At 56.4% G+C, this 21,148-nt stretch carries 22 protein-coding genes; 14 read left to right on the top strand and 8 right to left on the bottom strand.

Features of this window, described 5'->3' with window-relative positions:
- Nucleotides 1-204 precede the first annotated feature (204 nt).
- The 9 genes from FHC48_RS10665 (at nucleotide 205) to FHC48_RS10625 (ending at nucleotide 9,284) form a co-directional block, all read left to right on the top strand.
- Complete coding sequence (locus FHC48_RS10665; protein WP_023327186.1) at nucleotides 205-1,425, top strand: diguanylate phosphodiesterase; 1,221 nt, start codon at nucleotides 205-207, stop codon at nucleotides 1,423-1,425.
- Between the two features lie 188 nt (nucleotides 1,426-1,613).
- Entirely contained in the window at nucleotides 1,614-2,342 is a 729-nt protein-coding gene (locus FHC48_RS10660) for a MerR family transcriptional regulator (protein ID WP_008500632.1), read from the top strand.
- Between the two features lie 313 nt (nucleotides 2,343-2,655).
- Complete coding sequence (gene sufA, locus FHC48_RS10655) at nucleotides 2,656-3,024, top strand: Fe-S cluster assembly scaffold SufA (protein ID WP_008500631.1); 369 nt, start codon at nucleotides 2,656-2,658, stop codon at nucleotides 3,022-3,024.
- An 8-nt stretch (nucleotides 3,025-3,032) separates the two neighbouring features.
- Nucleotides 3,033-4,523 carry a Fe-S cluster assembly protein SufB gene (gene sufB, locus FHC48_RS10650; protein ID WP_021241107.1) on the top strand — a complete coding sequence of 497 codons (1,491 nt, stop codon included), beginning with the start codon at nucleotides 3,033-3,035 and terminating at the stop codon, nucleotides 4,521-4,523.
- 9 nt (nucleotides 4,524-4,532) lie between these two features.
- Nucleotides 4,533-5,279 (top strand): Fe-S cluster assembly ATPase SufC, encoded by a 747-nt coding sequence (gene sufC, locus FHC48_RS10645; RefSeq protein ID WP_008500629.1) that lies wholly within the window; start codon nucleotides 4,533-4,535, stop codon nucleotides 5,277-5,279.
- On the top strand, nucleotides 5,254-6,525 hold the full coding sequence (sufD, locus tag FHC48_RS10640; RefSeq protein ID WP_220418904.1) for a Fe-S cluster assembly protein SufD: 1,272 nt from the start codon (nucleotides 5,254-5,256) through the stop codon (nucleotides 6,523-6,525). The genes sufC and sufD overlap by 26 nt, the downstream gene beginning before the upstream one ends.
- Nucleotides 6,522-7,742, top strand: coding sequence for a cysteine desulfurase SufS (sufS, locus tag FHC48_RS10635; RefSeq protein WP_059364975.1), 1,221 nt, complete (start codon nucleotides 6,522-6,524; stop codon nucleotides 7,740-7,742). The genes sufD and sufS overlap by 4 nt, the downstream gene beginning before the upstream one ends.
- Nucleotides 7,743-7,756: 14 nt before the next feature.
- Nucleotides 7,757-8,173 carry a cysteine desulfuration protein SufE gene (gene sufE, locus FHC48_RS10630; RefSeq protein WP_008500626.1) on the top strand — a complete coding sequence of 139 codons (417 nt, stop codon included), beginning with the start codon at nucleotides 7,757-7,759 and terminating at the stop codon, nucleotides 8,171-8,173.
- Between the two features lie 97 nt (nucleotides 8,174-8,270).
- A complete protein-coding gene (locus FHC48_RS10625; RefSeq protein ID WP_045336088.1) occupies nucleotides 8,271-9,284 on the top strand; it encodes a L,D-transpeptidase family protein in 1,014 nt (337 codons plus the stop codon).
- 60 nt (nucleotides 9,285-9,344) lie between these two features.
- Here the strand turns inward: FHC48_RS10625 and lpp are convergent, their stop codons facing one another.
- The 4 genes from lpp to FHC48_RS10605 form a co-directional block, all read right to left on the bottom strand.
- Nucleotides 9,345-9,581, bottom strand: a complete 237-nt coding sequence (lpp, locus tag FHC48_RS10620; RefSeq protein ID WP_001082307.1) for a murein lipoprotein Lpp — start codon at nucleotides 9,579-9,581, stop codon at nucleotides 9,345-9,347.
- A gap of 309 nt (nucleotides 9,582-9,890) precedes the next feature.
- Complete coding sequence (gene pykF / locus FHC48_RS10615; protein ID WP_045284943.1) at nucleotides 9,891-11,303, bottom strand: pyruvate kinase PykF; 1,413 nt, start codon at nucleotides 11,301-11,303, stop codon at nucleotides 9,891-9,893.
- Between the two features lie 377 nt (nucleotides 11,304-11,680).
- Nucleotides 11,681-12,826, bottom strand: coding sequence for a PLP-dependent aspartate aminotransferase family protein (locus FHC48_RS10610; protein WP_021241113.1), 1,146 nt, complete (start codon nucleotides 12,824-12,826; stop codon nucleotides 11,681-11,683).
- An 11-nt stretch (nucleotides 12,827-12,837) separates the two neighbouring features.
- Entirely contained in the window at nucleotides 12,838-14,208 is a 1,371-nt protein-coding gene (locus FHC48_RS10605; protein ID WP_059364973.1) for a cystathionine beta-synthase, read from the bottom strand.
- A 400-nt stretch (nucleotides 14,209-14,608) separates the two neighbouring features.
- On the opposite strand from FHC48_RS10605, the gene FHC48_RS10600 reads away from it, so the two are divergent.
- The 4 genes from FHC48_RS10600 to fumD all read left to right on the top strand — a co-directional run bounded on the left by FHC48_RS10600 (nucleotide 14,609) and on the right by fumD (nucleotide 17,573).
- The gene (locus FHC48_RS10600; protein ID WP_008500618.1) at nucleotides 14,609-15,631 is read left to right on the top strand and encodes a methionine ABC transporter ATP-binding protein; all 1,023 of its coding nucleotides are present in this window, start codon (nucleotides 14,609-14,611) and stop codon (nucleotides 15,629-15,631) included.
- Nucleotides 15,624-16,292 (top strand): methionine ABC transporter permease, encoded by a 669-nt coding sequence (locus FHC48_RS10595; RefSeq protein WP_008500617.1) that lies wholly within the window; start codon nucleotides 15,624-15,626, stop codon nucleotides 16,290-16,292. Before FHC48_RS10600 ends, FHC48_RS10595 begins: the two co-directional genes overlap by 8 nt.
- Nucleotides 16,293-16,440: 148 nt before the next feature.
- On the top strand, nucleotides 16,441-17,253 hold the full coding sequence (locus tag FHC48_RS10590; protein ID WP_008500616.1) for a MetQ/NlpA family ABC transporter substrate-binding protein: 813 nt from the start codon (nucleotides 16,441-16,443) through the stop codon (nucleotides 17,251-17,253).
- Nucleotides 17,254-17,363: 110 nt separating this feature from the next.
- Nucleotides 17,364-17,573: a fumarate hydratase FumD gene (gene fumD, locus FHC48_RS10585; RefSeq protein ID WP_023343959.1), complete on the top strand. Its 210-nt coding sequence runs from the start codon at nucleotides 17,364-17,366 to the stop codon at nucleotides 17,571-17,573.
- Here fumD and FHC48_RS10580 read toward each other — a convergent pair.
- The 4 genes from FHC48_RS10580 to FHC48_RS10565 are packed head-to-tail and all read right to left on the bottom strand — an operon-like array spanning nucleotide 17,554 to nucleotide 20,647.
- Nucleotides 17,554-18,240, bottom strand: coding sequence for an amino acid ABC transporter permease (locus FHC48_RS10580; RefSeq protein ID WP_025911612.1), 687 nt, complete (start codon nucleotides 18,238-18,240; stop codon nucleotides 17,554-17,556). The two genes, fumD and FHC48_RS10580, sit on opposite strands and share 20 nt — an antisense overlap.
- Nucleotides 18,224-19,000 carry an amino acid ABC transporter permease gene (locus tag FHC48_RS10575; protein WP_059365204.1) on the bottom strand — a complete coding sequence of 259 codons (777 nt, stop codon included), beginning with the start codon at nucleotides 18,998-19,000 and terminating at the stop codon, nucleotides 18,224-18,226. Before FHC48_RS10575 ends, FHC48_RS10580 begins: the two co-directional genes overlap by 17 nt.
- Nucleotides 19,000-19,815 carry an amino acid ABC transporter ATP-binding protein gene (locus FHC48_RS10570; protein ID WP_021241118.1) on the bottom strand — a complete coding sequence of 272 codons (816 nt, stop codon included), beginning with the start codon at nucleotides 19,813-19,815 and terminating at the stop codon, nucleotides 19,000-19,002. The genes FHC48_RS10575 and FHC48_RS10570 overlap by 1 nt, the downstream gene beginning before the upstream one ends.
- Before the next feature lies 1 nt (nucleotide 19,816).
- Entirely contained in the window at nucleotides 19,817-20,647 is an 831-nt protein-coding gene (locus FHC48_RS10565; RefSeq protein ID WP_072253951.1) for an ABC transporter substrate-binding protein, read from the bottom strand.
- Between the two features lie 245 nt (nucleotides 20,648-20,892).
- Between FHC48_RS10565 and FHC48_RS10560 the strand changes: the two genes are divergently transcribed.
- On the top strand, nucleotides 20,893-21,060 hold the full coding sequence (locus tag FHC48_RS10560; protein ID WP_008500610.1) for a hypothetical protein: 168 nt from the start codon (nucleotides 20,893-20,895) through the stop codon (nucleotides 21,058-21,060).
- Nucleotides 21,061-21,148: the final 88 nt, after the last annotated feature.

Genomic DNA, 21,148 nt, shown 5'->3' with positions numbered 1-21,148 from the left:
TTGGGTTGGCGTTGTGATGGGGGGTGAGTGCAGGATATATTGTACAAAAAGCGCAGGTGCTGGTAAGTTGTACAGCCGAGTCAAACGGTCTCATTAACTGCCGTAAATGGTTGAGATGTAAATTATTTGTCAGGCAATTAATGTGCTATAAATGAACATTCCCCACGTCTTTTGTGGCCAAAACCCTAACCTCCCAGGAATAGCATGCTCACAACCATCATTTACCGCAGTCATATCTGCGAGGACGTTCCAGTGAAAGCGCTGGAAGCAATGGTCGCTGCTGCAAATCGTAAAAATCGGCAATCCAATGTCACGGGGATCCTGCTGTTTAACGGCACACATTTTTTTCAACTGCTGGAAGGGCCGGTGGAGCACGTTTCGGCTATCTATGAGCAGATCTGTAACGACCCGCGCCACCATAACGTAGTCGAGTTGATGCGCGATCACGGCCCTGTCCGGCGTTTTGGCAACGTGGGTATGGAGCTTTTTGATTTGCGCCACTTCGACAGGGACGAGGTACTGCAGCAGGTGCTCGATAAGGGGACGACACGCTACCAGCTGACGTATAACGACCGCCCTCTGCAGTTTTTCCGCACCTTTGTCGAGGCCACGGAAAAAGCGAACTATTTTGAACTGCCGCCTGCGGACTCATGGGAATTCGTTCGCGAAGAAACGCGCTTGTCCGCGCAGCCTGAGGTGGTCGCGAAAGGGGCGGATTGCAGCTTCGCGTTCCAGCCGATAGTCGATCCATTTATGCAGCAGGTTGTCTCCTGGGAGGCGCTTCTCCGCACCCCGTCCGGCGACTCGCCGGGGGCTTATTTCGCCAGCCTTCCGCATGAGGAAGTGTACGCGTCTGATCTGCAAAGCAAGCAGGTGGCGCTCTCTATGGCCAGCGCGCTGGGGTTACAGGACCAGACGTTATCCCTGAACCTGCTGCCTATGACGCTGGTTAACATTCCCAACGCCGTGGATTTTCTGCTCACCGCGATTGAAGCAAACGGGTTTGTACCTGAGCAAATCGTGGTGGAGTTCACCGAGAGCGAAGCCATTTCCCGTTTTGATGAATTCACGGATTCGGTCAGGCAGTTAAAAAGCGCGGGTATCAGCGTGACGATCGATCACTTTGGTGCCGGTTTTGCCGGGCTGCAGCTGCTGGCCCACTTCCAGCCTGACAGAATTAAGATTAATCGCGATCTGGTCGCGAACGTGCATAAAAGTGGCCCCCGACAGGCCATCATTCAGGCGATCATCAAATGCTGTTCCTCGCTTGAAATCCAGTTCTGCGCGGTGGGGGTAGAGAAGGCAGAAGAGTGGATGTGGCTGGAATCTGCGGGAATTTCCCAGTTCCAGGGGCATCTTTTTGCCAGCCCCCGGCACGGCGGGATTCCAGCCATTGCCTGGCCGGAGAAAAAGTTCGAATTGTGATAAAGCTGTACACAATCTGGCAGACGTTACTGTACGAACGGTAAATTTTATACAACAATGTATTAACAGGTGGATGGGGTGGTAAGCCATTCACCCGTTCAAAATACGGTCTTAGTTATACAAATGGTTTGTACAATCTGATAAGGTTGGTGCAGTTAGGTATGGAAGTTCTGAGCGTGAGGGAGTTAATGGCCTATTACAGTATCGGCGAAGTGGCCGAACGATGCGGTATCAACCCCGTTACGCTGCGTGCCTGGCAGCGCCGTTATGGATTGTTGAAGCCGCAGCGCAGCGAAGGGGGCCATCGTCAGTTTGACGATGAAGATATCCTGCGTATAGAAGAGATCAAACGCCTGATGAAGAGCGGCGTTTCGGTCGGAAAAGTAAAAGCCTTGCTGGAAAACAAGGAAGTGTTGACTCAGGGCAACTGGGTCTCGTTCCAGGAAGAGATGATGACCGTTCTGCGCTACGCCAGCCCGGCAAAGCTGCGCGCCAAAATTGGCGAGTTCCGCCGCGATCACCCGATAGATTCCCTGATTGACAATATCATTTCTCCCGTCCGTCAGCGGATGAACCAGGACCAAAATACCGTGCGTCACATGGCGAGCCTGTTAGACGGAGTCCTGATTGAATTCGCGATTGCAAGCCTGGCGGAGTCCCGTAAGAAAGCCGGTAAAGACGCTCTCCTGATCGGCTGGGAGTGCGATGACCGCACCCATCTGTGGCTCGAAGCCGCGCGCTTAGCGCAGAAGGGCTGGCACATTGACGTCCTGGCAGAACCGATTGATTCGCCGCGTCCTGAACTGTTCCCGGGGCAAAAAATCTTCGTCTGGACGGGGAAATCGCCAACGCCTCGACAGCAGGAACAGCTCGACCACTGGCGTGAACAGGGGTTTGCTGTCTCATTTCATCATTAAGTGTAAGAGGCCTTGAGGGCCTTTTTTTATTTTTGTCACTTTCCATGCAAAAGCTATCTCAAAAATAGGCATTTCCAATGCATATTTTACGTTTCTCCTCTCCTGCCCAAATGCCACAACGAAATGCATTATTAATCAATGTATTGAACAATTAAATCCATCCTGCCTGCATCCTGCCACAGGGTCTATGCTTAATAAAAGTAGGCAAAAAGGGCGGTTTAGCCGAATGCCCCTGCTGACAGAGGGTTGAAGTGATAATCGTTATCACTAACATGGTGTTATGCCCTGATGGCTTATCAGATGAGGTGGACCTATGGAACTGCATTCAGAAACCTTTAATCCTGCCGATTTCGCCTGGCGCGGGTTAACGCTCACGCCAGCGGCGGCGGCACATATTCACGAGCTGGTGGCGAAAAAGCCCGAGATCCTCGGCGTGCGTTTAGGTGTCAAACAGACCGGCTGCGCAGGTTTCGGTTACGTGCTTGATACCGTCACCGAACCCGAGAAAGATGACCTGGTGTTCGAGACCGACGGCGCAAAACTGTACGTCGCGCTGCAGGCCATGCCCTTTATCGACGGCACCGAAGTGGACTACGTCCGCGAAGGCTTAAACCAGTTATTCAAATTTCATAACCCGAAAGCCCAGAACGAATGCGGCTGCGGCGAAAGCTTTGGGGTATAGGCGGAACTATGTCTCGTAATACTGAAGCAACGAGTGAAGTAAATACCTGGAGCGGCGGGCACCTCAACTATAAAGAGGGGTTCTTCACCCAGCTGCAGACCGATGAGCTGGCAAAAGGCATCAACGAGGATGTCGTGCGGGCGATCTCGGCGAAACGTAACGAGCCCGAGTGGATGCTGGAGTTTCGCCTGAGCGCCTACCGCGCCTGGCTGGAGATGGAAGAGCCGCACTGGCTGAAAGCCCACTACGATAAGCTTAATTATCAGGACTACAGCTACTACTCCGCGCCCTCCTGCGGCAGCTGCGATGACACCTGCGCCTCGCAGCCCGGCGCGGTGCAGCAAACCGGCGCGGAGAACAGTTTCCTCAGCAAAGAGGTGGAAGAAGCCTTTAACCAACTGGGCGTACCGGTGCGCGAAGGGAAAGAGGTGGCGGTGGACGCTATCTTTGACTCGGTCTCGGTGGCCACCACCTACCGCGAGAAGCTGGCAGAGCAGGGGATCATTTTCTGCTCCTTCGGCGAAGCGATTCACGATCATCCTGAACTGGTGAAAAAGTACATCGGAACCGTGGTGCCCTCTAACGACAACTTCTTTGCGGCGCTTAACGCGGCGGTGGCCTCGGACGGTACCTTTATTTACGTGCCGAAAGGCGTGCGCTGTCCGATGGAGCTTTCCACCTATTTCCGCATTAATGCCGAAAAAACCGGCCAGTTCGAACGTACCATTCTGGTCGCGGATGAAGGCAGCTACGTCAGCTACATCGAAGGGTGTTCCGCTCCTGTGCGCGACAGCTATCAGCTGCACGCGGCGGTGGTGGAGGTCATCATCCATAAAGACGCCGAGGTGAAATACTCGACGGTGCAAAACTGGTTCCCGGGCGACGGCAATACCGGCGGCATCCTGAACTTCGTGACCAAGCGTGCGCTGTGCGAAGGCGAAAACAGCAAGATGTCGTGGACCCAGTCCGAAACCGGCTCGGCCATCACCTGGAAATACCCGAGCTGCATCCTGCGCGGGGATAACTCCATCGGCGAGTTTTACTCGGTGGCGCTCACCAGCGGTCATCAGCAGGCGGATACCGGCACCAAGATGATCCACATCGGTAAAAACACCAAATCGACCATTATCTCGAAAGGTATCTCCGCCGGACACAGCCAGAACAGCTATCGCGGGCTGGTGAAAATCATGCCGACGGCGACCAATGCGCGAAACTTCACCCAGTGTGACTCGATGCTGATTGGCGCTGACTGCGGGGCGCATACCTTCCCATACGTCGAATGCCGTAATAACACGGCCCAGCTGGAGCACGAGGCGACCACGTCACGGATTGGGGAAGATCAGCTCTTCTACTGCCTGCAGCGCGGGATCAGCGAAGAGGATGCCATCTCGATGATCGTAAACGGCTTCTGTAAGGACGTGTTCTCTGAACTACCGCTGGAATTTGCCGTTGAAGCCCAGAAACTCCTCGCCATCAGTCTTGAACACAGCGTCGGTTAAGGAAAGCACATGTTAAGCATTAAAGATTTACAGGTCAGCGTAGAAGATAAAGCCATCCTGCGTGGCCTCAATTTTGACGTCAAGCCGGGCGAAGTCCACGCCATCATGGGGCCGAACGGTTCCGGGAAAAGTACGCTTTCTGCGACGCTGGCGGGACGCGAAGATTATGAGGTGACCCACGGCTCGGTCGAATTTAACGGCAAAGATCTGCTGGAGATGTCGCCGGAAGACCGCGCGGGCGAGGGCATCTTTATGGCCTTCCAGTATCCGGTAGAAATCCCCGGCGTCAGCAACCAGTTCTTCCTGCAAACCGCGCTCAACGCGGTGCGGAAATACCGGGGGCTGGAGGCGCTCGACCGCTTCGACTTCCAGGATTTAATGGAAGAGAAAATCAAGCTGCTGAAAATGCCGGAAGATTTGCTCACCCGCTCGGTGAACGTCGGTTTTTCCGGCGGCGAGAAAAAGCGTAACGACATTCTGCAGATGGCGGTGCTGGAGCCCGAGCTGTGCATTCTGGATGAGACCGACTCCGGTCTGGATATTGACGCCCTGAAGATTGTCGCCGACGGGGTGAACGCCCTGCGCGACGGCAAGCGCTCGTTTATTATCGTCACCCACTACCAGCGCATTCTGGACTACATCAAGCCGGATTACGTCCACGTGCTTTACCAGGGACGCATTGTGAAATCCGGTGATTTCACGCTGGTTAAACAACTGGAGGAGCAGGGTTATGGCTGGCTTACCGAACAGCAGTAATGCGCTCCAGCAGTGGCACCGGCTGTTTGAAGCCCAGGGCGGCACGCGTTCGGCGCAGGCGCAGCAGCATCTGCAGCAGATGCTGCGTCTTGGCCTGCCGACGCGCAAGCATGAGAACTGGAAATACACCCCGCTCGATGGCCTGCTGAACGCCGAGTTTGTGACCCGTCTGGCGGATCTCACGCCTGCGCAGCGTGACGCGCTGGCAGTGGGCGTGGATGCCGTGCGCCTGGTGTTTGTCGACGGTCAGTTCCGCCCTGAGCTGAGCGACACGCTCCAGGAGAGCGGCTTTGAGATTGAGATAAACGACGATCGCCAGCGCCTGAGCGCCCCGGTTCAGCCTGAGGTCTTTCTGCACCTGACCGAAAGCCTGGCCCGCAGGGTGACGCATATCGCCGTGAAGCGTAACCAGCGTCCGTCAAAGCCGCTGCTGCTGATGCACATCACGCAGGGTCTGGACGGCGCCGAAATCAATACCGCGCACTATCGCCACCATCTTGAGCTGGCGGAGGGGGCGGAGGCCACGGTCATCGAACACTACGTCAGCCTCAATGAGACACGTCACTTTACCGGGTCGCGACTGACGATGAACGTGGCGGCGAATGCCCAGCTACACCACATCAAGCTGGCGTTTGAGAATGCGCAGAGCCACCACTTTGCCCATAACGACATTGTCCTGGGACAGGATGCCGCCGCGTACAGCCACAGCTTCCTGCTCGGCGGGGCGGTGCTGCGCCACAACACCAGCACGCAGCTTAACGGTGAAAACACCACGCTGCGCATCAACAGCCTGGCGATGCCGGTTAAATCAGAAGTGTGTGACACGCGCACCTGGCTGGAGCACAACAAAGGCTACTGCAACAGCCGCCAGCTGCATAAAACCATCGTGAGTGATAAAGGGCGTGCGGTGTTTAACGGCCTGATTAACGTGGCGCAGCACGCCATTAAAACCGACGGGCAGATGACCAACAACAATCTGCTGTTAGGACGCCTGGCGGAGGTGGACACCAAGCCGCAGCTGGAGATCTACGCCGACGACGTGAAATGCAGCCACGGTGCGACGGTCGGGCGAATCGACGACGAGCAGATGTTCTACCTGCGCTCGCGCGGCATCGACCAGCAGGCGGCGCAGAAAATGATTATCTACGCGTTTGCCGCCGAACTGACGGAAGCGCTGCACGATGGTCAGTTAAAACTGCAGGTGCTGGATCGGATCGGTCAGCGCCTGCCTGGAGGCGAAGCATGAGTTTTCCCGTCGAAAAAGTACGGGCAGATTTCCCGGTTCTGACCCGTGAAGTAAACGGTCTGCCGCTGGCCTATCTGGACAGCGCGGCTAGCGCGCAGAAGCCGAATCAGGTGGTGGATGCCGAAGCCGAGTTCTATCGCCACGGCTATGCCGCCGTGCATCGCGGTATCCATACCCTGAGCGCCGAGGCGACCCAGCGGATGGAAAACGTGCGCACGCAGCTTGCCGCTTTTCTTAACGCCCGCTCGCCGGAAGAACTGGTCTTTGTTCGCGGGACCACCGAAGGGATCAACCTTGTCGCTAACAGCTGGGGCAACGCGCAGGTCCACGCGGGGGATAACATCATCATCACCCAGATGGAGCACCACGCCAATATCGTGCCGTGGCAGATGCTCTGCGAGCGCGTGGGCGCCCAGCTGCGGGTGATCCCGCTAAACGCTGACGGGACGCTTCAGCTTGAGCAGCTTGACCTCTTGCTGGACGACCGCACGCGGCTGGTGGCGGTTACCCAGGTCTCCAACGTGCTGGGGACAGAAAACCCGGTGGCAGAGATCGTCGAGAAGGCCCATCAGGCGGGCGCAAAGGTCCTGATTGACGGCGCGCAGGCGGTGATGCACCACGCGGTTGACGTCCAGGCGCTGGAGTGTGATTTCTACGTCTTTTCAGGCCACAAGCTCTACGGGCCGACCGGGATTGGCGTGCTGTATGTGAAAGAAGAGATCCTGCAGGCGATGCCGCCGTGGGAAGGGGGCGGGTCGATGATCGCCACCGTCAGCCTGACGGAAGGCACGACCTACGCGCGCGCCCCGTGGCGTTTTGAGGCGGGCACGCCCAACACCGGGGGCATTATCGGGCTGGGGGCGGCGGTCTCTTACGTCTCTGCCATCGGTCTTGATGCCATTCAGGAGTATGAACAGCTGCTGATGCACTACGCGCTTGCAGAGCTTGCCAGCGTGCCGGATTTGACCCTCTACGGGCCTGCCAACCGGCAAGGGGTAATCGCGTTTAATCTTGGGAAACACCACGCCTATGACGTGGGCAGTTTCCTCGATAACTACGGCGTGGCGGTCCGCACCGGGCACCACTGCGCCATGCCGCTGATGGCGTTTTACCAGGTACCGGCAATGTGCCGCGCATCGCTGGTGATGTACAACACGACGGAAGAGGTCGACAGGCTGGTGGCGGGGCTTAAGCGCATTCATCAGCTGCTGGGCTAACGGAGAGGCGAAAGATGGCAGAGCTGCCGGACAAAGATAAATTACTGCGCAACTTCTCGCGTTGCGCAAACTGGGAAGAGAAGTATCTCTATATCATCGAGCTGGGACAGCGTTTGCCGCCGCTCGGTGAAGAGGCGCACAGCCCGGAGAACAGTATTCAGGGCTGCCAGAGCCAGGTGTGGATTGTGATGGCGCAGTCGGATGACGGCACGATCGAATTGCGCGGCGACAGCGATGCCGCCATTGTAAAAGGGCTTATTGCGGTCGTCTTTAGCCTTTACCAGCAGATGTCTGCGCAGGATATCGTCGCGTTCGATGTTCGTCCGTGGTTTGAAAAAATGGCCTTAACCCAACACCTCACCCCGTCCCGCTCTCAGGGACTGGAAGCGATGATTCGCGCCATCCGCGCCAAAGCTGCAATCCTTAGCTAGACTTACAGAACAGCATTCATTCTGTTTCGCGAGGTGGTTCCCGCCTCGCTGGTTTTTCAGCTTTCTGGCGTTCTGTCAGTGAATAAGGAATCTCAGCATGAAGCGCGCGTCTCTCATTACTCTATTACTCCTCAGTTCGCTCGGCGCCCTTCATTCGGCCCGCGCGATGGACTATCCGTTGCCGCCCGCAGGCAGTCGTCTGATTGGGCAAAATCAAACCTACACGATACAGGAAGGGGATAATAAGCTGCAGACCATCGCCCGCCGGTTTAATACGGCGGCGCAGGTGCTCCTGGAAACCAACAATACCATTGCGCCGGTAAACCCTGCGCCGGGAACCGTGATAACCATTCCGTCGCAAATGCTGTTGCCGGATACGCCCCGCGAGGGGATTGTGGTGAATCTTGCTGAGCTTCGGCTCTACTACTTCCCGCCGGGGCAAAATATTGTTCAGGTTTATCCTCTGGGTATTGGTCAGCTGGGTCTGGAAACGCCGGTGACGACCACGCGGGTGAGCCAGAAGATCCCGAATCCCACCTGGACACCCACGCCGGGCATACGAGCACGTTCTCTGGAGCAGGGCATTAAACTGCCTCCGGTGGTCCCTGCCGGGCCAAATAACCCCCTGGGACGCTTCGCGCTGCGTTTAGGCGTGGGGAATGGGGAATATCTCATTCATGGCACCAGCGCGCCGGACAGCGTTGGCCTGCGTGTCAGCTCTGGCTGTATGCGGATGAACGCCCCGGACATTAAGGCGCTGTTCGAACAGGTGCGGGTGGGCACGCGGGTGCAGATTATCAATGAACCCGTGAAGTTCTCCGTGGAGCCGGATGGTAAACGCTATATTGAGGTCCACCGTCCGCTGGCGCAGGTAGAAGGGGAAAATCCGCAGGTCTCGCCAATTACCCATTCCGCCGACTTTGCGGCCTTTGTTTCTCAGGCAGGAAGCGATAAGGCGCTGATTGATAAAGCGCTGTCACGTCGTGCAGGGATCCCGGTTATTGTGTCGTCCGGTAGCGGCCCGTCAGCCAGCAATAGCGTGTTGTCGGTGCAGAACAGCCGGGTGTCTGCTGCGGTAGCGGAAGATGAAGGGGAGAGGGTGACGCAGTAGGCGTTTGACGCAGGCAAAAAAAATGGCGCACAATGTGCGCCATTTTATTAACAGGTACTATTACTTACGGTATTTAGTAGCCTGGTTGTCCAGACGCTGGTTAGCGCGAGCTGCGTCGTCTTTAGCAGCCTGAACGTCGGAACGCATTGCGTTCACGTCGTTGCTCAGCTGGTCAACTTTAGCGTTCAGAGTCTGAACGTCAGAAGACAGCTGATCGATTTTAGCGTTGCTGGAGCAACCAGCCAGCAGAGTAGAACCCAGGATTACCGCGCCCAGTACCAGTTTAGTACGATTCATTATTAATACCCTCTAGATTGAGTTAATCTCCATGTAGCGTTACAAGTATTACACAAAGTTTTTTGGGTTGAGAATATTTTTTTGATGGGAATACACCTATTTTTGATCGTTCGCTCAAAGAAGCACCGAATCAGCCGGTTTCGGGCAAAAATCTAAGGAAAAAAAGGCATTTATCATCGGATTCATCTTAGATAATTCGCAATTAAATAGAAAAACCCGATTTGCATTTTGAATGCGTTTGGCTAATGCCGGGAATAAAAAAAGCGCCCAATGGGCGCTTTTTATCCAAATTAATTCGTTCGGGAATTATTACAGCACGTGAACAGATGCGGTATTGGTGGTGCCGCTTGGTACCAGGGCGCCAGAAACCATGACCACAACGTCGCCTTTCTGTGCCAGACCGCTTTCCAGAGCCAGTGCTTTACCCTGAATGTAGAAATCGTCAGTAGAGGCGATCTCTTTAACCAGGTGCGCAACGACGCCTTTGCTCAGCACCAGCTGACGAGCGGTGGTTTCGTTGGTGGTCAGGGCCAGGATGGTCGCATCCGGGAAGTATTTACGCACGGCGCGCGCAGATTTACCGCCCTGAGTAGCAACCACAATCAGTGGTGCTTCCAGTTTCTCAGCAGTTTCTACCGCACCGCGGCATACTGCTTCGGTGATACGCAGCTTGCGGCTGTCGTTGTTGAAGTCCAGACGGCTGGTCATCACGCGGTCAGTACGTTCACAGATGGTCGCCATGATGCCGACCGCTTCCAGCGGGTATTTACCTTTCGCGGATTCACCGGACAGCATTACTGCGTCAGTACCGTCGAGAATGGCGTTTGCCACGTCGCCTGCTTCAGCGCGGGTTGGGCGTGGGTTTTTGATCATGGAGTCCAGCATCTGCGTGGCGGTGATAACCACTTTACGCGCGCGCACACACTTCTCGATCATCATCTTCTGCGCGAAGATCACTTCTTCAACCGGGATTTCAACGCCCAGGTCACCACGTGCAACCATGATGCCGTCAGACGCTTCGAGGATTTCGTCGAAGTTGTTCAGGCCTTCCTGGTTTTCGATTTTGGAGATGATCTGGATCTTCTCGCCGCCGTGTGCTTTCAGGTGCTCACGGATTTCAACCACGTCGGAACGCTTACGGATGAAGGAGGCCGCGACGAAGTCAACGCCTTGCTCGCAGCCGAAGATCAGGTCCTGTTTGTCTTTTTCAGCCAGGGCTGGCAGCGCGATGGAGACGCCCGGCAGGTTAACGCCTTTGTTTTCGCCCAGGTCGCCGTTGTTCAGCACTTTACAGATAACTTTGTTGCCTTCGATAGCGGTGACTTCCATACCGATCAGGCCATCGTCGACCAGCACGGTGTTACCGACGGACAGATCGCTGGTGAAGCCTTCGTAGGTCACTGCAACGATTTCGCTGTTGCCGACGACGGATTTGTCGGTGGTGAAGGTGAAGGTCTGGCCCGCTTTCAGAGAGACGTCGTTACCGCCTTCCAGCTTGATGGTACGGATTTCTGGACCTTTGGTATCCAGCAGGATGGCCGCTTTTTTACCGGTCTTGCTCATCACGTTGCGCAAGTTCTGGATGCGCTGGCCGTGCTCTGCGTAGTCACCGTGGGAGAAGTTCAGACGCATCACGTTCATGCCGGCGTCCAGCATTTTGCTCAGCATCTCTTCAGATTCGGTTTTCGGGCCGATAGTACAAACAATTTTCGTCTTTTTCATGACAGTCTTAGTCTTTAAGTTGGGAAGGATATGGAAATCTCGCTCCGGGGGCGCACCGCCGCGGAGTCAAACCTGTGTTGCAAAAGAGTATATGACACGCACTAAGGATAGGAGACATCAAATGAGCGTGCAGAAGAAAGTGTGCCTGAGTGACAGCCCAACGAAGGAGAGGAGAAGTTGTACGTTGTTTTTTGTATTCCAAGCGCTGAAACCATTCACCAGGGATTAGGCGCGCATTATACGCTGATTTTAAGATAAAAGGAAAATGGAAACGGTGTTTCAGAAATAATCTGTGCTGTTTCACATAATATTGTTATCAAGGCGTTAAGCCATGATGACAACTTATCGCGGCAGGTGAGGGACCTGCCGCACTTTGCTTATTTTTGCAGCGCCTGGCTGAGGTCGGCAATCAGGTCTTTTGGATCTTCAATCCCCACCGACAGGCGGATCAGCTGCGGCACAATGCCGTTCGCCAGACGTTGCTCAAGCGGAATTGAGGCGTGGGTCATGCTGTAAGGCTGGCTCACCAGACTTTCCACGCCGCCCAGGCTTTCCGCAAGGGTGAACAACTTCAGGTTGCGAATCACCTCGGTGGCGCGTTGCGCATCGCCTTTTACCACGACGGAAATCATGCCACCGGGCAGCGCCATCTGCGTGCGGGCAAGCTGGTACTGCGGATGCGATTCCAGTCCTGGATAGTACACGTTTTCGACCAGCGGATGCTGCTCCAGCCATTGCGCAATCGCCAGCGCGTTGGTGCTGTGCTTTTCGACCCTCAGCGCGAGCGTGCGAATACCGCGCAGCGTCAGGAAGCTGCTGAACGGATCCAGAACGCCGCCCACCGCGTTCTGCAGATAGCCGAGCTTGTCCGCCAGCGCCTTGTTATCGCCCACCACCGCCAGCCCGGCGACGACGTCAGAGTGGCCGTTAAGGTATTTAGTGGCCGAGTGCACCACGATATCGAACCCGGACTCCAGCGGACGGTGGATCACCGGCGACGCGAAGGTGTTATCCGCCACGCTGATGACGTTATGACGACGGGCGATCGCCGCGATGGCCGCCAGATCGGCCAGCTTCAGCAGCGGGTTGGTTGGCGTTTCGACCCAGACCATACGCGTTTCCGGGCGAATGGCGGCCTCGAGCCCGGCCAGGTCGTCCGGTTTGACCCAGCTGACCTGCAGCCCGGTGCTGCGCTTGCGCACGTTTTCAATCAGGCGGTACGTCCCGCCGTAAACGTCATCAATGGCGACAATATGGCTGTCTTTATCCAGCAGTTCGAGCACCGTGGAGATGGCCGCCAGACCGGAGGCAAAAGCGTAGCCGCGCGTGCCGCCTTCCAGTTCGGCAATCGCCGTTTCCAGCGCATGGCGGGTAGGGTTGCCGCTGCGGGAGTACTCGTAGCCGGTATGCTCCCCGGGCGCGGGTTGCGCAAACGTCGAGGTGGCGTAAATCGGCGGCATGACGGCGCCGTGCTGGTCGTTAAATTCGCCGCTGTGGACGCTGAGGGTGGCCAGATTTTTCATCATTGATTCCTTTATTGCTGTAGACGGTTGCGCCAGGCGGTCAGAACGTCGCTGCGCGTAATCAGACCGAGAAAATGGTCGTTGTCATTAATGACGGCCACAAGGCCGCGGTCGAAGATGGCGTGCAGGGCGCTTTCCGGCGCGTGCTTGTCAAGGAACTCGACCTGACGCGTCATGGCTGCCGTCACCGGCAGCGCGAAGCGATCGCCGTCGCCGCCGATATGCCGCAGGAGATCCCACTCGTCGATAATGCCCACCACCTTGCCGTCCTCCAGCACCGGCAGCTGGGAGATGTCATACAGACGCATGCGCGCCAGGACGGTGGAAAGCGTGTCGTCCGGGGCCGCGGTGACGGTGGCACCTTCGTCGTGGCGCAGGGCGATGTAGTCGGAGAGATCGCCGGCCTGAGGACGCGTGATCAGCCCCTGCTGTCGCATCCAGTCGTCGTTGAACATCTTCGAGAGATATTTATTGCCGCTGTCGCAGGCGAAGGTCACCACGCGCTTCGGTGTGCTCTGCGCCTGGCAATACTTCAGCGCGGCCGCCAGCAGCGTGCCGCTGGAGGAGCCCGCCAGAATGCCTTCCGTTTTCAGCAGCTCGCGCGCGGTGGTGAACGCTTCGCGGTCGGTGATGCGCCAGGCGCGATTCACCCCTTCAATGTGGGCCAGCGGAGGAATAAAGTCTTCGCCAATTCCCTCAACCAGCCAGGAGCCCGCGTCGTGGTAGCGTCCGGTTTCCACCTGGTCGGCGAGAACGGATCCGGCCGGGTCAGCCAGGACAAATTCCGTGTGCGGAGAGTGCTCGGCGAACCACGCCTGCAGGCCGCCCAGCGTGCCGCCTGAGCCGACACCCACGACGATGGCGTCGATCCTGCCGTCAAGCTGTTCATACAGCTCAGGCGCCGTGGTGGTGCGGTGCGCCAGCGGGTTGGCTTCGTTGTTGAACTGGTCGATGTAAAACGCGCCCGGCAGTTCGTTCGCCAGACGCTGGGCGTAATCCTGGTAATAGGCAGGATGGCCTTTGTTGACGTCGGAGCGGGTCAGCACCACCTGGGCACCCAGCGCGCGCAGGTGGAAAATCTTCTCGCGGCTCATTTTGTCCGGCACCACCAGGATTAGCGAGTAGCCTTTCTGGGCGGCAATCAGGGCCAGGCCGAGACCGGTATTGCCCGCCGTGGCTTCAATTATCGTGCCGCCAGGCTGCAGCTGGCCGGTACGTTCCGCTTCGTTAATCATCGACAGCGCAACGCGATCCTTAATCGACCCGCCCGGATTTTGGTTTTCCAGCTTCAGAAAGAGCGAGCAGGGACCGGTATCAAGCTTATGCAGCTGGATCAGCGGGGTACGACCAATCAGTTCGGTGACGGAGTGATAAATCGTCATGATGTTTTCCTTTCTGGATGTCATGACGGGATGATAGGGCGGTGAAATTTTCTCAAGAAAGAACCATTCACTGCTTTTTAGAACAAAAAGGAATATAAATGATGTTTTTGGATGTCAGGACAGCAAGACGTAAAGTTGTCTGGATGTGAGGATGGCTATATCCGCATAAAATGCTGCAAAAATGAGCGTTTTTGCAGGGTGTCAGCCAGCAGATATACATCAGGCAGATAATCATTGCTGAAATTCATCTAAATGCTTCCCACCCGGTAAATCCGCTATTTATTCCCCAAAGTTATAACACATTCTTTTTTGTTCATTTAAAAGCTGATAACGCCTGTTTACTATCGTTTGGACATCCATACTGCTAAACCGCCGCGGGCGGCACGGATAACGAATAAGAATGATAGTTCTCAGCAATATTTCGAAGGTTTTTGACAACGGAAAGGTGGCGCTCACGGCCGTTGATAATGTCAATTTGACGATAGCACAGGGACAGATATACGGGATCATCGGTTACAGCGGCGCAGGTAAAAGTACGCTTATTCGCTTGCTGAATGGTCTGGAAAAACCGAGCAGCGGCAGCGTAACCATCAACGGGCAGAACATTTCTGCCGCAAAAGGTGAAGCCCTGCGCCAGGCGCGTCTGAAGATCAGCATGGTGTTTCAGCACTTCAACCTGCTGTGGTCGCGCACGGTCAGCGAGAATATTGCGTTCTCGATGCAAATTGCCGGCGTACCGAAAGCCGACATTAAGGCCCGCGTGGCCGAGCTTATTGAACTCGTTGGCCTGAAAGGTCGCGAGCATGCCTATCCATCACAGCTGAGCGGTGGGCAAAAGCAGCGCGTGGGCATTGCGCGTGCGCTGGCTAATCGCCCGGATGTGCTGCTCTGCGATGAAGCCACCTCCGCGCTTGACCCGCAGACCACCGATCAGATCCTCGATCTGCTGCTGGATATTAACCGTCGTTTCAGGCTGACCATCGTGCTGATCACGCACGAGATGCACGTGGTGCGCAAAATCTGCGACCGCGTGGCGGTGATGGAGAACGGTAAAGTGGTGGAAGAGGGAGACGTGCTGAGCGTCTTTACCCATCCGCAGCAGCCGATTACGCAGCAGTTTGTCCGTCAGGTGAGCCAGTACGCTGAAGAAGAAACCTTCAATCCCGAACTGGCAAACGAACTGGAAGGGACGGTCATCAGGCTGACCTTTACCGGGCACAGCACGCATAAACCGATTGTGGGCGAACTGACGCTGCGCTACGGCCTGCCGTTTAACATTCTGCACGGAAAAATGACCCAAACCGCTCACGGCGTGTTTGGTCAGCTCTGGGTGCACGTCGTGGCATCTGATGAACAACTGAACAATATCCTCGCCGACCTGCAGCACAGCGATATTGAAGGCGAGGTGATTAAACATGGCTGAGAATCTCTTTCCGCATCTCAAGTGGGATCAGCTCTGGGCGGCGACGCTGGAGACGCTGTACATGACTGCGCTGTCCGGCGTGGCAACTTTCGTTCTGGGCATCGTGCTGGGTCTGGCGCTGTTTTTAACCGCGCGCGGCGGACTGTTCCACAACCGCACGGTATATAGCGTCATTTCGATTGTGGTGAACGTGTTCCGCTCGATTCCGTTCATCATTTTGATTGTGCTGCTGATCCCGTTCACCAAGACCGTTGTCGGCACCATTCTTGGCGCCAACGCGGCGCTGCCGGCCCTGATTGTGGGTGCCGCACCGTTCTACGCACGCCTGGTGGAGATCGCCCTGCGTGAAGTGGATAAAGGCGTCATCGAAGCCACACGCTCGATGGGCGCACGACTGAGCACGCTCGTGTTTCGGGTTTTACTGCCGGAATCATCACCCGCACTGGTCTCGGGTATTACGGTGACGCTGATTGCGCTGGTGAGCTACAGCGCGATGGCGGGGGTGATTGGCGCCGGTGGTTTGGGAAATCTGGCTTATCTGGAAGGATTCCAGCGCAACCATGGTGACGTCACGCTGGTGGCAACGGTGACCATTCTGATCATCGTTTTCATTATCCAGTTCTGCGGCGATGTCATTACTTCACTGTTAGATAAACGCTAATACCCGTCATATTTCGAGCCTCAGGCGCGTTGGCTGCATTCGTTCACCCCAGTCACTTACTGTATGTAAGCTCCTGGGGATTCACTCACTTGCCGCCTTCCTGTGACTCGAACTATTTAGGGTAACAACAACATACAGGAACCACATCATGAAAAAGACACTGACACTGATCGCCGCTGCAACCCTGAGCGCCCTGAGCTTTGCCTCCTGGGCCGACACCCTGACCGTGGGCGCGTCCAACACGCCGCATGCGGAAATTCTGGAGCAGGCAAAGCCGATTCTGGCGAAGCAGGGGATCGACCTGGAGATTAAACCGTTCCAGGACTACATTCTGCCGAACACCGCGCTGGCGGGTCATGACATCGACGCGAACTATTTCCAGCACATTCCTTACCTGAACAGCGTGCTGAAAGATCATGCGGGCGATAAAGACTATGATTTTGTCAGTGCGGGCGCGATCCACATTGAGCCAATCGGTATCTACTCCAAAAAATACAAGTCGCTGAAAGACCTGCCGGAAGGCGGCAAAATCATCATGCGTGACGCGGTTTCTGAAGAGGGGCGTATTCTCTCCATCTTCGAGAAAGAGGGCGTGATCAAGCTGAAGCCGGGCATCGATAAAGTCACCGCGCGCATCAGCGACATCGTCGAGAACCCGAAAAAGCTGAAGTTTACGCCTAACGTGGAAGCGTCTCTGCTGCCGCAGATGTACAACAATAACGAAGGCGACGCGGTGGTGATTAACGCCAACTACGCGATTGACGCGGGTCTGGATCCGGTTCACGACCCGATTGCGGTTGAGAGCGGTGAAAACAACCCGTACGCTAACATCATTACCGTGCATCGCGGTGACGAGAAGAAGAAAGACATCGTCGCGCTGGTGAACGTGCTGCACTCGAAAGAGATTCAGGACTGGATCCGCACCAAGTACAAAGGCGCGGTCATTCCAGTAAACAACTAATTGACTGATTTTACAGATGAAGCCCGGTGAGTCTCTCGCCGGGCTTCTTTTTTGTATCCGGCAGGAGAATCATTTAAGCTCAACGTTTAACAGGCAATGGAGTGATGACGATGGGTAACGTGACCAAAGATGAAGCGCTGTACCAGGAGATGTGCCGGGTGGTCGGAAAGGTGGTGCTTGAGATGCGTGATTTAGGGCAGGAGCCAAAGCATATTGTCATTGCCGGTGTTCTGCGTACCGCGCTGGCGAACCAGCGCGTGAAACGCAGTGCATTGACAACCGAAGCGATGGAAACGGTGGTTAAAGCGCTGGCCGGATAAGGCGCCAGCGCTTCGCAAGCTGCTCAAGCGAGCAGCAGAGCAGGTAATAGACCACGCCCGTAAAGATAAAAATGGCCGCCGGGTAGATTTGCACCCGGTTGTTGACCTGTCCCGCCACCGTGGTCAGCTCCGGGACGTTCACGATAAACGCCAGCGACGTATCCTTCAGCAGGCTGATAAAAATCCCCACCAGCGACGGCAGAATATTCCCCAGCGCCTGCGGCAGCAGCACGCGCCACAGGGTTTGCTGCGTGCTGAATCCCTGTGACAGCGCGGCTTCGAACTGCCCGGTCGGCAGCGCGCTCAGCCCGGCCAGGACCGAGTGCATTACGGTGGCCGCCGTAAACCAGGCCAGCGCCAGCGTGACGGTCAGCGCTCCCGGCAGATCGCCCCCGGTCATGAGCGGCAGGAGATACCACATCCAGAAAATCACGAAGATGAGCGGGATCCCGCGAATCAGCTCTGCCCATAAAAAGAGGGCTTTGCGCACGAGCCCGGTAAAGCGCCAGGCCAGGCACGCGAGCGCAATCCCCGCGGGCAGGGCGATAACGGCTGCTCCAGTCGCCATCATCAGCGAGAGCAACACGCCCCCCGGTTCACCGGCTGCCGCGCGTCCCCACAGCAGATAATCGAGGTTATCGGTGATGACATTAAGTCCGGCAATCATGTTTTTCACTCCCTGCGGTAGCGACGATCGGACGTTTACGTTTCGCCTGCGGCCCAAGGCGAACCAGCACCATTCCCATGACCAGACCGGTCAGGAGATAGAGTGCGGTACCGAGGGTAAATGCCTCCAGCGCGTGCGCGTTATAGCTTTCGATCTGCCTGACCTGGTAGGTGAGCTCGGCGAAGCCAATCCCGCTGGCGAGCGAGGAGAGCTTCATCAGGTTGAGATACTGACCCACGACGGGCTGCCAGGCGTTAGCCAGCCCCTGCGGCAGCAGAATGTAGCGAAACAATCGCCATGCTGAGAATCCCTGGGCGAGCGCCGCCTCCCGTTGCCCGGCTGGCACAGAACGCAACCCGGCTTCCACTTCTTCGATTAAAAACGCCGAGGTAAATACGCCCAGCCCCCAGGCAGAACATAAAAATTCGGGCGTAAACCACCAGACGTCGCCGGGCAGAATGGACCAGCTGTGATCGGCGTTGACTGCGTCGCGAAACGCCTGCGGCAGCCCGTTCCAGGCGGCAAAATACCAGAACAGCAGCTGCACCAGCAGCGGCGTATTGCGAAACAGCGATACCCAGCCGCTGACGATCGCTTTCCCGACGCGTCCACCGGACAGGCGCAGGAGCATAAAGAGCAGTGCGAGCAGGCTGGCCAGCGCGATCCCCGCCAGCGTCACCCACAGGGTGGTAAGAAATCCGGAAAGTATCCACTGCAGAGGCTGTCCGGTCAGTACTCCCTGCCAGTCGAGCGCGGGCATTACAGATGCTCCTGATGCAGCGGGTCCAGCACCTTTTGCAGGAACCGCTGCGCGCGCGGATGCGCTGGTTGGCTGAAAAACTGTGCCGGCGGCGCGGTTTCCAGAATGTGCCCGCCGTCGATAAAGACAATCCGGTCGGCGATTTCCCGGGCAAACTGCATCTCGTGGGTCACCACGATCATCGTGATCCCGCTGTGGGCGAGGGCTTTCATCACAAACAGCACCTCACCAATCATCTCGGGATCGAGTGCCGACGTCGGCTCGTCAAAGAGAATGATTTGCGGTGACGAGGCCAGGGCGCGGGCAATCGCCACCCGCTGCTGCTGTCCACCGGAAAGCTCAGCCGGGTAATGGTGGGCTTTTTCCAGCATCCCGACTTTCTCCAGCAGGGCCAGCGCGCGCTCCTGAGCGGGCAGCGGCTTCCAGCCGTGGACGTGCTCAAGCGCCAGGGTGATGTTCTGGCTGGCGGTGAGGTGGGCATAAAGATTGAACTGCTGAAACACAAACCCCACGCGGCTTCGCAGCTGGCGCAGCCCGCTACCGGAGAGCCTGCCGGTAGGCTTGTTGTCGACCAGGATCTCTCCGCCGCTCAGGGGTTCAAGCTGGTTGATAAGACGAATCAGGGTGGATTTACCGGAACCCGACGGGCCGAGGATGGCAACCACTTCACCGGGCGTGATGGTGAGGTTAATGTCGTTTAAAACCTGATGGTCACCGTAGCGTTTGTCCACATGACGAAACTCGACGCTGGCCTGTTCCAGATGTGAAAAATCCGCGGCACCGGCCGCGGAGTGTGAAAATAAACCTGAGAGCATATTACTTAGCTTCTATTTTAAAGGCGCGAGGCTGTGGGGCTGGGGTGCCTGGACCAAACCAGACGTCGTAGATTTTTGCCGCCTGACCGGTCTTCTCGAGATTGACCAGCTCATCGTTGACGGCTTTCAGCAGCGCCGTTTCACCTTTTTTCACCCCGACGCCAATCTCTTCTTTGCTCAGCAGGTCGGGCAGGATTTTGAAGTTGGCTTTATCCGGCGCCTGCGCCAGCAGACCGGCCAGAATGGTGCTGTCCTGAGTGATGGCCTGTACGTTGCCGTTGCGCAGCGCGGTCAGCGCCAGCGGAATATCGTCATAAGAGAGGACGCGGGACTGCGGGAAGCGCTGGTGCAGCGCCTGCTCGCCCGTCGTGCCTTTGACCGCGCCAATGCGCGCCCGGCTGTAGTCATCGAGCTTATCCGGGGATTTCGCCGGAACGAGGAACTGCTGGCCAGTGACGAAGTAAGGCGTCGAGAAATCAATGACCTGTGCGCGTTCTGGGGTGATAGTAATATCCGCCACGATCAGGTCGGCTTTGCCGGACTGCAGCAGCGGAATGCGGTTGGCCGGATTGGTGGCAACCAGTTCAAGCTTCACGCCGAGCGATGTTGCCAGCGCTTTGGCGAAGTCCACGTCGTAACCCACGATCTCATGCGTTTTGGCATCAATCGAGCCAAACGGCGGGTTGGCATCAAACGTGGCGACTTTCACCACCCCTGCTGCCTTGATATCCGCCAGCTGATCGGCCTGCGCCTGCGCTGAAAACAGGCCCCAGGCTGCCACTACGCCCAGAACCAGCGTCCGTTTTTTAAACCCTTTCATTTTTGCTGCCATAGTCATACGCCATCCCGTTGTTTTTGTTTTACCCCGTTACGCTCCCATAAGGGAAAGCTATCGCCAAATAAGAAATCGTTCTTTGCTATGAGCAAAAAAGCATTAGTGAACAAGGTGTTAATGAAGCGTGAAAAGGACGGGGCGCTATTTGCAGATCCTGCACATCGACAGTGGATTTTGGTATTTCCCCTGCACGGGATTGGGGTGCTTAACTGAAGGCAGATACGGCGAGAGAGGGTAAGACGATGAAAAAATGGATCAGCACGTTACGGCGGTTTTTTGCGACCCGGCCAGCGAATGCGGAGAACAGCGCGCAACGTGTTCTTGAGTCGATACTGCCTGTCGCCAGCCTGTATGGCGTAGACGTTGCCAACATTGACCCGGAGTGGTTCCATGATAAAACGCCACGCTGAACTGCGCCGCACGCGCGAAACGTACTGGAATGAGGTGTGCGTGACGTCTGTAAAGCCTCAAAAGACGGAAAAGTACGCTCTGAATCAT

Origin of the sequence: Enterobacter sp. EC_50 (genome assembly GCF_019584525.1) — a bacterium.
GTDB lineage: Bacteria > Pseudomonadota > Gammaproteobacteria > Enterobacterales > Enterobacteriaceae > Enterobacter > Enterobacter roggenkampii.
The sequence above is the reverse complement of the archived record's forward strand: the minus strand, read 5'-3'. Positions and strand labels throughout refer to the sequence as shown.